Consider the following 11999-nt stretch of genomic DNA (forward strand, 5'->3'; position numbering starts at 1 on the left):
ACCCCCACGGCCCCCGGGCCCCGCTTGGGGGGGGGGCACCCAACGCCGCGCGGGCGGGCGCCCCGCCGCTCCTGGTCTCCCGCAACGTTTCTGCCTCAGGAGGATGTGGCCTCCCGGAACACGAGCCGGGCTCCGACTGCCTGGTCTGGGTCGACCCGGATCCCTCCGTCCTCCTCGCGCTGCCAGGCCACACCGGCCTCGGTCAGCACGGACTCGGTCCGCGCCAGGTCCCGCACGCCGATGACCGCCTCGACCGGTCCCTCGCCGATCTCGGCCAGGGTCCGCGCCGCGGCGTCGTTCGCCGACGCGGGAATCAGCGTGATCTGGAAGCGGCCGACGGGGATCGTGGCGCGATCGCCCTCCACCCTCGGCTCCAGGCCCAGCTTGTCGCGGTACAGCGCGACGGCATCATCCAGGTTGGCGACCGCGACCGAGACGCCGAGCACGGTCGTCGCGCCGTTCGGGTGGGAACCGGGCTGCTCCCAGGAGAGCCGCTGCTCATCCGACTGGTCCCACTGGATGAGGAAGGGCCACGGCCGGCGCCAGCTCACCCCCTCCGGCACAAGTAGGCGCCACGAGAGGAGCCGCCCGTCGGGCCGCAGCCGCTCCATCGCGAAGGGGCCGACGGCCGCCAGCCCGCCCTGCTTCAGCCGCTCGGCATCCTCCTCGATGTTCGCGGTCGCCAGCGCATAGCCGGCCAGGGCACCGGGCCGATCCTGCAGCAGGTCGAGCAGCACCTTGCTGCTGCCACCGGCGCGCTCGGCCTCCTCCGGATCGGCGACGGTCAACAACTCGATGTAGTCGACGCCGAAGCGGATGATGGCGTTGGCCGTGCCGAGGCCGGTGTGGCGTCCACCGGGGTTGACCTCGAAGCCGAGGGCGCGGTAGCGCGCGCTGGCCGCCTCCAGGTCGCGCACCCCGATGACCACATGGTCGAAGCGAGAGATCATCGCCGCTGTCTCCTTCCCCACCGGCGCGGCGTCCCGCCGTGCCGGACCGCGCCGGCTAGACGAGCGCCGGCAGCACCTCCTCGGTGACGCGCTGGAACTGCCGCTCCTGATCGGCCCCGGTGAGCCGCAGCGTGATCGTCGTGGCGCCCTTGTCGATGAAGCGGCGGAGCTGCTCGATGCACTCTTCCGGCGAGCCGTGGGCGACCCACTGCTCAAGGGTCGCGCGATCGTAGTCGGTCGTGTAGTAGGCGTCGAGGAAGCGCTTGCTGTCGGCGAGCGCGGCTTCGCGGTCTTCGTTGACGTTGATGTTGTAGTAGAGGCAGGCCTCAAAGTTGGGGCCGAGCTCGCGCCCCTCCTCGCGGGCGTAGGCGCGGATCGTCTCCAGGTTCGCGCCGAAGGTCTCCGGCGTGTTCAAGGTCGTCATCCAGCCGTCACCCAGCCGCGCGACGCGCCGCAGCGCACGCTCGCGCATCTTCGGCTTGTCCATGGGCGGGTTGGCCGTGACCCAGATCGGGATCGGCTGCTGCACCGGGCGGGGGAGGATCGTGACGTTTTCGAACCGGAAGTACTCGCCCTCGTAGGTGACGTTCTCCTGGCTGCTCGTCAGCCGCAGGATCTCGATCGCCTCTTCCATGCGCCGCATCCGCGTCTCCGGCGCGACGTCGAAGGCGGCGAACTCTTCATAGAAGTTCCCCCCGGCCGGGCCGGCCTGCCCCTGGCAGGCCACCATGATCGTGCGCCCGCCGGACAGGTAGTCGAGGCTGGCCCACTGGTAGGCCATCAGCAGCGGGTGGCGCAGCGGCATGCTCGCCATGCAGGCCGGCCCCAGCTTGACCCGCTCCGTCTTGGCCGCCAGCGCCCCCAGGAGCACGATGGCGTCGAGCCGGGGCTTGGCGAGGATCGAGTCCCCGACCCAGACCGAGTCCCACACCGGCGCGGCGTCAGCCTTCTGGGCCAGGCGCACCATCTCATCGACCGTCGTCACACCGGTGATCACACCGCGATTCGGCAACGTGAGACCAAAACGAACCACAACTGACTCCTTCCATCGACCGACCCCGGCACCATGCCGGGACTCGCCGCACCGCGGCGCTTCAGCGTGCTTCCTCCGGCTCCGGCGCCGGGGCGTCCAGCGGCACGGTCGAGAGCCGCCCCGCGCCCAGGTATCGGGCGCGCACCTCGTCGCTCGCCGCCAGTTCCGCGGCCGCGCCGGACATCACGATCCGGCCGGTCTGGAGCACGTAGGCGCGGTCCGCCACCGCCAGCGCCATCCGGGCGTTCTGCTCCACGAGCAGCATGCTCACCCCCTCGGCGTGCAGCCGCCGCAGGAGATCGAAAACCTGCTCGACGACTACCGGCGCCAGGCCGAGGCTCGGCTCGTCGAGCAACAAGACCCGCGGGTTGGCCATGAGCGCCCGCCCGATCGCCAGCATCTGTTGCTCGCCGCCGGAGAGGGTCCCCGCCGCCTGGCTCGCCCGCTCTTTGAGGCGCGGGAAGAGGGCGAAGACCCGCTCCAGCCCCGCCGCGCGCTCTTCGGGGGAACGGGTGTAGCCGCCCAGGTAGAGGTTGTCGAGCACGGTGAGCTCGCCGAAGACGCGGCGACCTTCGGGAACGAGCACCAGCCCGCGCCGGGGGATCTCGTGTGCCGGCACGGTGCGCAGCGACTCCCCGGCCAGGCGGACGTCACCCTCAGCGATGGGGACGATGCCGGCGATCGCGCGCAGCGTGCTGCTCTTCCCGGCACCGTTCGCGCCGATCAGGGCCACCAGCTCTCCCTCGTTGAGCGAGAAGGAGATGCGGTCGACCGCCCGGATGCCGCCGTAGGTCACGGTCAGGTCGTTCACGGCCAGCAGTGGTGCGGACTGGCTCATGCGCTCCCTCCCAGGTAGGCACGGAGCACCTCCGGGTGGCGCACGACCTCGTCGGGGCGCCCCGATGCAATGACGGTGCCGTGATCGAGCACGATGAGCCGATCACAGACCTCCATGACGACGTCCAGGTGATGCTCGACCAGGATGATCGACAGGCCATGGCGTTGCCGGATCTCCTGGAGGAACCGCGCCAGCTCGGCCGATTCAGCCTCGTTCATCCCGGCGGCCGGCTCGTCGAGCAGGAGCAGGCGCGGCTGCGTCACCAGCGCGCGCACGATCTCGACGCGCCGCTGGTCGCCGTACGAGAGCGTCCCCGCCAACTGGTGCTGCACGCCCTCCAGACCGAAGAGCGCCAGGGCCTCATCGACGGCCACCCGCATCTCGTCCATCGCCTCGCGGTAGCGGCGCGAGCGCGTCATCACCGAGAGGAGCGACAACCAGAGGCGCACCTGATACGCCGCCTCCACGTTCTGGCGGACGGTGAGGCTGCGGAAGAGGCGGATGTGCTGGAAGGTCCGCACCAGCCCGGCGCGGGCCACCCGGCTCGTCTCGCTGTGGGTGATGTCCTGGCCGTTGAACCAGATGCGCCCGCTGGTCGGCCGGTGAGCGCCCGAGATGAGGTTGATGATCGTGCTCTTGCCCGCCCCATTGGGGCCGATCAGGCCCACGATCTCGCCCGGCGCTACCTCCAGCGAGACATCGGAGACGGCGCGCAGCCCGGCGAAGTCCTTGGACAGGTGCTCGACCCGCAGCAGCGGCTCCCCGGTCGGGGCCGGCTCCGGCGCGGTGAGCACCGTGGGTGCGGTGCGGGCGGGTGCGGCGCCAGTGGCGGTCCTGAACTCCACTGCCACGCCGTCCAGCACCGGTCCGCTCGCGGGCGCGGCGACGACGCTCGCCAGCGCCGGTGCGCCGGAGGCTGCGGACGGATCCGGCCGGGTTCGCCCGGGCAGCTTCAGCCCCCAGCGGGACGGGCCACGGCCCAACAGCCCCTGCGGCCGCAGCCAGACGACGAGCATGAGCAGCGCCCCGTAGATGACCATGCGCAGCTCGGCGAAGTCGCGCAGCACCTCCGGCAGCAGCGTCAGCAGCGCCGCCCCGACGACGGGCCCCCAGGTCGTCCCCATGCCGCCGACCGCGACCATCGCCAGCAGGGCGATGGTCTGCTCGAGCTGGAACGGCTCCACGCTGACGAAGGTGATGTAGTGGGCATAGAGCGCCCCGGCCACCCCGGCGATCCCCGCCGCCAGGGCGAGCGCCAGCGTTCGCGTCTGCGCGACGCCGATCCCGACGCTCGCGGCGCCCTGATCGTCGTCCCGCGCCGCGATCAGCCCCAGGCCGAGCGGCGAGGCGACGAAGCGCCGCACCGCCAGCATGGCGAGCAGCAGGAGGACCAGGGCGAGGTAGTAGTTGTCGCGGTGGGTGACGGCCGTCCAGACGATGAGGTCGGGCTGCGAGATCCCGGGCAGGCCACTCGCGCCGCGGGTAACGCTGTCCCAGTTGTAGGCCACCTGGACCACGATCTCCCCGATGGCTAGCATGGCCATCGCGAAGTAGTGCCCCCGCAAGTGCAGGATCGGCCGGGCGACCAGCCAGGCGACGAGCGCCGCGGTGGCGGCCCCGGCCAGCGCCGTGACCGGGAACGGCGCCCCCAGGTGCAGGCTCACGAGCGCCGCGGTGTAGGCACCGATCCCGTAGAAGCCCGCGTGGCCCAGCGCGAGGAGCCCGCCGTAGCCGAGGACGAGGTTCATGCTCACGGCCAGCACCGCCGCGAGCACGACCGTCGCCATCAGCCGGTGGATATACGCGTCTGCGATCACCAGCGGGGCGATGACCGCGGCGGCGATCACAGCGGCGGTTAGCGCGTGTTGGGTCCGGAAGATCCCACTCCGCATGCTACAGCTTCTCCGGGATGGCGCGGCCGACGAGCCCCTGCGGGCGCAGCGCGAGCAGGACGATGAGGAGGGTGTAGACGATGGCGTCGGTCCAGCGCGGCGAGACGTAGCTGGCCACGAAGACCTCGAAGAGGCCGAGCAAGAGGCCGCCCGCCACCGCCCCGACCAGGTTGCCCACGCCGCCGATGATGGTGGCCGCGTAGCCCTTCACCAGCGCGGTTACGCCCATGGTCGAGTACACCACCCCGTAGAGCGCCCCCACCAACACGCCCGCGATGCCGGCCAGGGCCGACCCGATGGCGAACGCCACCAGGCTCGTCCGCGCGGTGTTCACCCCCATCAGGCGCGCGGTTTCGGCGTCAATCGCGGTCGCACGGATCGCGCGGCCGAGCTGGGTGCGGGTCAACGCCACCTGAAGCAGCGCCGGGATGACGAGCGCCGTGCCGAAGATGACGAGCTTCAGCACCGGGACGCTGGCCGGGCCGACTGACACGTTGCCCTGCGGCCAGGCCAGCGCGAAGCGGTGCAGCTCCGACCCTTTGAGGTACGCCACCAGGTTCTGCAGCAGGATCATCAGGCCGATCGTGCTGATGATCGGCGCAATGTGCGGCGCGTCGGCCAGCGGGCGGAACACGCCGCGCTCGATGAGCATGCCGGCGATCGCACCGAAGATCGCCGCCGTCACGATCACCAGCAGGAACTGCAGCGGGCCGAGCGCGGGGAACCACGGAAGCACAGCCAGGACCAGGAAGGCCACCACCATGTAGACCTCGCCGTGGGCGAACTGGGCGGCGCGCAGCACGCCGAAGATGAGGGCGAAGCCGAGCGCCACGAGCGCGTACACGCCGCCGATCGCCAGCCCGCTGACCAGTTGATCGATCAGGACCGGGAGCGTCACGGCTGCCATAGCTGGAACTGCCCGTCCCGCACTTCGAGGTAGTCGAACGACTCGTACACCGCCTGGCGGTTCTCATCGAAGGTGAGCGGCCCGAGCGCGGTCTCCAGGCCCTGGATCTTCGCCAGCCCGTCGCGGATCGCCTGCCGGCTCGTCCCCTCGTTCTTCGCGGCCTCGGCAACGGCCTGCACCGCGCTATAGGCGTAGATCACGAAGGGCGACGGCTCGTCGTTGTACTTGGCCCGGTACGCCTCGGCGACCGCATCCCAGCTATCGCCCTGGCTGATCCGGTTGGTGATGACCCCTTCGACTGCCTCACCGCCGATCTCGGTGAACTGGGGCGAGAGGACCGCGGCCGAGGTGAACCAACGGGTTTGCACCCCGGCATCCTTCGCCTGCCGGATCAGGAGCACCGCATCGTTGTAGTAGCTGCTCAGGTAGACCGCGTCGGCCCCGGCATTCTTCAGCTTGATGATGCTGCTGCTGAAGTCCTTGGTGTCCGGCTGGTAGGGCTCATCCAGCACGATCTCGCCGCCGTTGGCCTGCACGCGCGCGGTGAAGAACCCGCGCTCGGTCTTCCCGAAGTCGGTGTTGAGGTAGAAGATCGCGATCTTCTTCAGCCCGAGCTTGGACACGATGAGATCGGCCATCGCTTCCGCCCCGAGGTTGTTGGTCGGGCTGACCCGGAAGACCCATTCGTTGCCCTGCTCCGTGATCCCGGGGTCGGATGCGGAGATCACCACCAGCGGCAACTGGTTCGACTTGTAGATCGGCATGGCCGCGTAGACGGTGCTGCTGGTGAAGTGGCCCATGCTCGCGACGATGCTCGAATCGGTCGCGATCTTCTGGGCCACGCTGGCCGCCTCGGTGGTGTCGTTCCGGTCGTCGAAGGTGACGATCGTAATCTTCTTGCCATCCACGCCGTCGGCGGCGTTGATCTGCTCCGCGGCCAACTGTGCGCCGCGGGTGAAGTCCTCACCGTACTGCGCCGCGTCCCCAGTCATCGGCCCGACCACGGCGATCTTGATCTCGTCGCTGTCGGCCGCGTTCCCCGGCGAGCCGCAGCCCGCCACGAGGAGCGCGATCACCACCAGCGCCGATACCCATCGCAACGGACGACGACTCATCGCTCTCTCCTCCTGACCAATCCCGACGGGAAAGACCGATCCGCGAGACGGTCGACCGTCCCGCGCGCACGCTCACACGACTGCGCTCGCCGTGCGCCGGAGAATGCGCTGGTGCGTGCCGCTCACCGGCGCGGAGGGCACGAACCTCGTCCTAGCCTGCTGCTACGACGAGCGCACGATCAGCTCTTGGATGAGAGACAACAGGGTTCGCTGCGATTCGGGGCGTCGAATGGGGTGCCGTTGGAGAAGAAGCCGTACACGAAGGACCAGGCGGTGCGCACGTCGCGGCGGTGCAGGACCGCTGCGTGCGCGCCCTGCGGGGTTCGTACCGTCGTGCTCACTGCTGCTGCCATCTGCCCTCGCCATGGAGACGAAGCGCCCCGACCATCCCCAGCGAGCGGGTCGGAGCCGGTTCCACCACGACGCATGATGCTACGCCGGACCGGAAGGCGTGTCAACGTTGTCAGGACAACTCCTGTGCTGCCCCGGGAATAGACATGACATTCGGATGTTTCGACGCTGCCAACCGGCGGGCACACGCTGGTGTGGCGCGTGCCTGAGGGAGTTCGACGAATGACATTGATCCACCGGAGCCGACGCCTTCGCTTGGTCGCTGTCATCCTTCGCTCCGCTCAGAATGACACGCGGGAAGCCGCGGACGGCTGGCGGGTGTACCGGGCGCATTGGTCAACGTTGATGCCGCGCGCTGGCATTCGACTTGCCGATAGGATCGGCGGCTTCCAGTGCAAGCGGGCAGCCGCGGGCGCGACGTGCGCTGCGCGGCGGCCGGGCTTATAATGAACATAACGAACAGCAACGCGATGCCGCAGCGAGGCAGGAGGGCGGTCATGGCTGGAGCAGAGACCCCCAGGAGCATCCCCGAGGAGGTCAGCAGGCGCACCTTCGATGTGATCGTGATCGGGGCAGGGGTGAACGGCGCCGGGATTGCGCGCGACGCAGCGATGCGTGGCCTCTCCGTCCTCCTGATCGAGAAGGACGATATCGGCAGCGGCACCACCGACTCCTCCACCCGCCTGATCCACGGCGGGTTGCGCTACCTGGAGTACTACGAGTTCGCACTGGTGCGTGAGTCCCTGCGCGAGCGGGAGATCCTGCTGCGCATCGCCCCGCACCTGGTCCGGCCGCTCGGGTTCCTCATCCCGATCTACAGCGACATGAAGCGCGGGCCCGGCCTGATCCGCCTCGGGATGATCGCCTACGACGTGCTCTCCTACGACAAGAGCCTCCCGCGGCACCAGATGCTCGACCGCGAGGCCACGCTGCGCCGGGAGCCGGGCCTCGACCCGGACGGCCTGGTCGGCGCAGCCTTCTATTACGATGCGCAGGTGCCCTACCCGGAGCGGCTGACCCTGGAGAACGCGCTCTCCGCACGCGACCACGGCGCGGTCGTCCTGACCTACGCCAAGGTGGACCGGCTCCTGATCGAGAACGATCAGGTCGTGGGCGTGCACTTCACCGACGTGCTCAACGGCGGTGAGCACGAGGCGCGCGGCCGCCTGGTCGTCAACGCCGCCGGTCCCTGGGTCGACGAGGTGCTCCAGGGGATCGGAGCCCCGCGCATGATCGGCGGCACCAAGGGGACCCATATCGTGGTCGACCCCTTCCCCGGTGCGCCGACAGAGGCCCTGTACGTCGAGGCCCGCGCCGACGGGCGGCCCTACTTCATCGTTCCCTGGAACGGCCGCTACCTCATCGGCACGACCGACATCCGCTACGACGACGACCTGGACCGGGTCTTCCCGACCGAGCAGGAGATCGACTACCTCATCAGCGAGACGAACCGGGTGCTGCCGAGCGCTGGGCTGACGCGCGACGACGTCCTCTACGCCTACGCCGGTGTCCGTCCCCTTCCCTATAAAGAAGAAGCGTCGCCGGGTAGCATCACCCGCAGCCACATTATCTACGACCACGCCCGGCACGCGCCGGAGCTCGGCGGCCTGATCTCGATCATCGGTGGGAAGATTACGACCTACCGCAGCCTCGCCGAGGAAACGGTCGATCTCGTGTTCCAGAAGCTCAACCGGCCCGTTCCGCCCTGCCGCACCGGGCGCATCCCGCTGCCGGGCGGCAACACGCGCGACTGGGACGCCTTCGCCGCCAACTTCATCGCCACCGCCGGGCTGGACGAACCGGTCGCCAGGCGCCTGCTCCACATCTACGGCACCTTCGCGCCGACGGTGCGGCGGCTCGCCGGCGATGACCCTCGGCTGCTTGGCCCGCTCGGCCCCAGCTCCCTCGCCATCGGCGCCGAGATCCCTTACGCCGTCCGGTGGGAGCTGGCGCAGACGCTCACCGATGTGTTCATGCGCCGCGCGATGGTAGGGTGGGACCCCGATGTCGGGCGCGACGAGATCGAGGCCGCCGGGGAAATCGCGCGTGATTACCTGGGCTGGGACAAGGCGCGCGTGCAGCGCGAGGTCGCGGACTACCGGGCGTACACGGAGCGCTTCCGACCCCGCGAGCCCGCCGTGGCTTCGTGAGGTGTTTGCCGACCTCGTATCGTAAACCCTGGTGGTGTTATTCTCTTGGTCGGGCCTGTGTCCCCGTCCAAGCGTGCCCTTCTGTGATCGCCGGTCGCCACGCTTCCATCGCTTCCGCCGGCACCCGGCGGGACGCAACGGCCGAGTTCGATCCGTTTGATAGCGAGAGGATGCCGACGCAGGCGATGGAATCCTGGTCAGTGGCGCTGCTGCTCATCGGAGGCGCCTACCTTGCCGGCTCGATCCCGTTCGGGCTGCTGATCACCCGACTGGCGCGCGGCGTCGATGTGCGGCTGCACGGCAGCGGCAACATCGGCACCGCCAACGTCTTCCGCGCCGCCGGCCGCGGCCCTGCCGCGCTCACCCTCCTGGCCGACGCGCTGAAGGGCCTGCTGCCGGTACTCGCGGGCAGCGCGCTCGACCTGCCGTTGATCGCACTGTTCATGGTTGGCCTTGCCGCGATCGCCGGGCACAACTGGTCGATCTTCCTGCGCGGTCGCGGCGGCAAAGGCGTCGCCACCTCGATCGGCGTCGTGCTCGGGCTGGCTCCGATCCCGGCGCTGATCGCGATCGGCGTCTGGGCCGTGGCGATCGTCGCCAGCCGCTACGCCTCGCTCGCCTCCTTGCTGATGATCGCGTCCCTCCCGCCGGTGCTGGCACTGATGGGCTACGCGGATGCCTACTGGATCTTTGCCCTGGCCGTGCTGGCGCTGGCGATCTACCGCCACCGGGCCAACATCGTGCGCCTCCTCGGCGGCACGGAGTTGAAGATCTCCACCTCCCTTGGCGGGCATGCCGACTGAGCCGGTCGCGTCGCTTCCCCCAACCCTGATCTACGGCGCGGGCGCCGTCGGCTGCCTCCTCGGCGGCGTGCTGGCCGCGGGCGGCGCTCTCGTCACCCTGCTCGGCCGCCCCGCGGTGGCCGAGGCCGTCGCCTGCCAGGGTCTCACCGTCGTCCAGTCGTCGGGCACACGCCGCATCCACCTCCCGGTCGTGACGAGCATCGACGCGCTCCCGGCTCGGCCCTCGCTCGTCCTCCTCACCGTGAAGGCCTACGCCGTCGCAGCCGCGCTGCCGGACTTGCGTCGCCTCGCGGCCGCCGGCGCCGCGATCGTGGCGCTCCAGAACGGGGTCGGCACCGAAGAGACGCTGCTCGCGGAACCGGACATGCCCCGCCTCGCGTCAGGCACCCTCACCGCCTCGGTCGTGTGGGACAGCCCGGCGACGGTGCGGCAGGAGACGGCCGGCGGGGTCACGCTGGCCCCGGTGCGGGGCGACGTGCCGCTCGACCAGTTCGCCGCGGCGCTCACCGCCGCGGGACTCCCCGCCGGCGTCGTACCGCGCTACCAGGACCTGAAGTGGTCGAAGCTCCTCCTCAACATCATGGCGAACGCCACCGCAGCCCTTCTGGCGCTCCCGCCCGCAGCTATCTACGCCGACCCGCGCCTCTTCGCGGTCGAGCGCGCCGCCTTCATCGAGGCATTCGCGGTGATGCTCGGCGCCGGCATCCGCCCGATCCCGCTGCCGGGTTTCAACGTGCCGCTCCTCGCCCACGCGATGCGCCTGCCCGCCCCACTGGCGCGCCGCCTGATCGCCGCCCGCGCCGCGCGCGGCCGCGGCGAGAAGCGGCCCTCCCTGTGGCTCGACGTCGACCGCGGCATGGGCACGACTGAAGTACGCTGGCTCAACGGCGCCGTCGCCGACCTGGGCGCTCGCCTCGGCGTTCCGACCCCGGTGAATGCCGCCCTGACGGCGCTGCTGGAGGAGGTTGCACGGAACCCCGAGCGGCGGCGGGCCTTCGCCGGGCGACCGGACGCGCTGCTCGCCGCGCTCGGCCAGACCTCGGGGATCGCTCAGGCCTGACGGTCGGGCGTGCTCGGCCAGAGTCGCCGCCGACGGCGATGGACGGTGACGTAGACCAGGTGCACGTCGCCCGTCGCCTGGATCGCCCGCCGCACCCCCTTCGGGATGATCGTCGCCCGCCCGGCCCGCAGCGGGTGCTCCTCTCCGTCGACCGTGAGCACCCCCTCGCCGTCGAGCACGATCACCGCCACATCCACCTCGCGGTTGACATGCTCTCCCACGCCCGACCCCGGCGCAAAGCGCACCAGGTTCAGGTCCAGATCCGCGGTCTCCCGCGCGAAGATCGCGCCCGACCCGCCGGCGGCCGCCAGCGCCGCCAGATCCACGACCGTCATCTCCTGCTCCATCGCGCAGCCTCCCCGTCGCACCCATGCCGGAGCGCCCCACGGTCACTCCCACCGCAAGGTAGCAGATCTCCCGCCGCGCTGCGGTGGCTCCGGATTCCTATCTACATCTATAACCATGACTCCACGAGCGTGACGCGGGATGAACGTAACGCACCGCTGCCATTGGTATCCTGCGCAGGCGCGAGCCGCGGGGCGAGGGAGCCTGGCGGGTGCTATGGGTATTCCGTAGTAGCGCATGCCGCGGGCGGGGTGGTGGGAAGCGCTTGGTGCCGTAGTCTGGGCGCCGGGTGAGTGGTGCAAAGGTGGTCGCGCGTGGTGTGTGCCTGGGGGTGATGGAGTTTGACGAATGACATAGATGTACGCGCTCGGCCCGTACCTGGGGGTGGGTGGCGGGAAGGATCCCACACCGTGGTCTGTGCCCGGGGCTAAAGCCGCCGGGCTGAACATGGGTAAGCCCACTAAAGGGGCTGTGATGGCTACCGACAAGCGGTTCCGATCCGGCTTCCTGCCGGGCACCCGGCCTCAGCCCCTTCAGTGGGCTTTGTCTTGTCAG

Annotated in this window: 11 protein-coding genes; 3 read left to right on the plus strand and 8 right to left on the minus strand. The window is 70.0% G+C overall.

The window, feature by feature from the left end:
• Positions 1-95: 95 nt before the first annotated feature.
• From IRZ30_RS11485 to IRZ30_RS11515, 7 genes are all read right to left on the minus strand, one after another.
• On the minus strand, positions 96-950 hold the full coding sequence (locus IRZ30_RS11485) for a VOC family protein (RefSeq protein WP_294085261.1): 855 nt from the start codon (positions 948-950) through the stop codon (positions 96-98).
• 55 nt (positions 951-1005) lie between these two features.
• Positions 1006-1983: an LLM class flavin-dependent oxidoreductase gene (locus IRZ30_RS11490; protein WP_294085262.1), complete on the minus strand. Its 978-nt coding sequence runs from the start codon at positions 1981-1983 to the stop codon at positions 1006-1008.
• A gap of 61 nt (positions 1984-2044) precedes the next feature.
• Positions 2045-2821, minus strand: coding sequence for an ABC transporter ATP-binding protein (locus IRZ30_RS11495; RefSeq protein WP_294085263.1), 777 nt, complete (start codon positions 2819-2821; stop codon positions 2045-2047).
• Positions 2818-4713, minus strand: coding sequence for a branched-chain amino acid ABC transporter ATP-binding protein/permease (locus tag IRZ30_RS11500; protein WP_294085264.1), 1896 nt, complete (start codon positions 4711-4713; stop codon positions 2818-2820). Before IRZ30_RS11500 ends, IRZ30_RS11495 begins: the two co-directional genes overlap by 4 nt.
• Before the next feature lies 1 nt (position 4714).
• On the minus strand, positions 4715-5620 hold the full coding sequence (locus IRZ30_RS11505; RefSeq protein ID WP_294085265.1) for a branched-chain amino acid ABC transporter permease: 906 nt from the start codon (positions 5618-5620) through the stop codon (positions 4715-4717).
• On the minus strand, positions 5608-6735 hold the full coding sequence (locus tag IRZ30_RS11510) for an ABC transporter substrate-binding protein (protein WP_294085266.1): 1128 nt from the start codon (positions 6733-6735) through the stop codon (positions 5608-5610). The genes IRZ30_RS11505 and IRZ30_RS11510 overlap by 13 nt, the downstream gene beginning before the upstream one ends.
• A 179-nt stretch (positions 6736-6914) precedes the next feature.
• The gene (locus tag IRZ30_RS11515; RefSeq protein WP_294085267.1) at positions 6915-7088 is read right to left on the minus strand and encodes a hypothetical protein; all 174 of its coding nucleotides are present in this window, start codon (positions 7086-7088) and stop codon (positions 6915-6917) included.
• A gap of 495 nt (positions 7089-7583) precedes the next feature.
• Between IRZ30_RS11515 and glpD the strand changes: the two genes are divergently transcribed.
• The 3 genes from glpD (at position 7584) to IRZ30_RS11530 (ending at position 11099) form a co-directional block, all read left to right on the plus strand.
• Entirely contained in the window at positions 7584-9236 is a 1653-nt protein-coding gene (gene glpD, locus IRZ30_RS11520; RefSeq protein ID WP_294085268.1) for a glycerol-3-phosphate dehydrogenase, read from the plus strand.
• Between the two features lie 185 nt (positions 9237-9421).
• Positions 9422-10039, plus strand: coding sequence for a glycerol-3-phosphate 1-O-acyltransferase PlsY (gene plsY, locus IRZ30_RS11525; protein ID WP_294085269.1), 618 nt, complete (start codon positions 9422-9424; stop codon positions 10037-10039).
• Entirely contained in the window at positions 10029-11099 is a 1071-nt protein-coding gene (locus tag IRZ30_RS11530) for a ketopantoate reductase family protein (RefSeq protein WP_294085271.1), read from the plus strand. Before plsY ends, IRZ30_RS11530 begins: the two co-directional genes overlap by 11 nt.
• Here IRZ30_RS11530 and IRZ30_RS11535 read toward each other — a convergent pair.
• Positions 11090-11446, minus strand: a complete 357-nt coding sequence (locus IRZ30_RS11535) for a cupin domain-containing protein (protein ID WP_294085270.1) — start codon at positions 11444-11446, stop codon at positions 11090-11092. The genes IRZ30_RS11530 and IRZ30_RS11535 overlap by 10 nt on opposite strands.
• Positions 11447-11999: the final 553 nt, after the last annotated feature.

The organism is Sphaerobacter sp. (assembly GCF_019683595.1).
Classification (GTDB): Bacteria; Chloroflexota; Chloroflexia; order Thermomicrobiales; family Thermomicrobiaceae; genus Sphaerobacter.

Excerpts from the sequence above, each read along its gene's own strand:
- IRZ30_RS11485 (WP_294085261.1), bottom strand. The coding sequence starts at position 950 with ATGATCTCTCGCTTCGACCATGTGGTCATCGGGGTGCGCGACCTGGAG.
- IRZ30_RS11495 (WP_294085263.1), bottom strand. The coding sequence starts at position 2,821 with ATGAGCCAGTCCGCACCACTGCTGGCCGTGAACGACCTGACCGTGACC.
- IRZ30_RS11500 (WP_294085264.1), bottom strand. The coding sequence starts at position 4,713 with ATGCGGAGTGGGATCTTCCGGACCCAACACGCGCTAACCGCCGCTGTG.
- IRZ30_RS11505 (WP_294085265.1), bottom strand. The coding sequence starts at position 5,620 with ATGGCAGCCGTGACGCTCCCGGTCCTGATCGATCAACTGGTCAGCGGG.
- IRZ30_RS11510 (WP_294085266.1), bottom strand. The coding sequence starts at position 6,735 with ATGAGTCGTCGTCCGTTGCGATGGGTATCGGCGCTGGTGGTGATCGCG.
- IRZ30_RS11515 (WP_294085267.1), bottom strand. The coding sequence starts at position 7,088 with ATGGCAGCAGCAGTGAGCACGACGGTACGAACCCCGCAGGGCGCGCAC.
- glpD (WP_294085268.1), top strand. The coding sequence starts at position 7,584 with ATGGCTGGAGCAGAGACCCCCAGGAGCATCCCCGAGGAGGTCAGCAGG.
- plsY (WP_294085269.1), top strand. The coding sequence starts at position 9,422 with ATGGAATCCTGGTCAGTGGCGCTGCTGCTCATCGGAGGCGCCTACCTT.
- IRZ30_RS11530 (WP_294085271.1), top strand. The coding sequence starts at position 10,029 with ATGCCGACTGAGCCGGTCGCGTCGCTTCCCCCAACCCTGATCTACGGC.
- IRZ30_RS11535 (WP_294085270.1), bottom strand. The coding sequence starts at position 11,446 with ATGGAGCAGGAGATGACGGTCGTGGATCTGGCGGCGCTGGCGGCCGCC.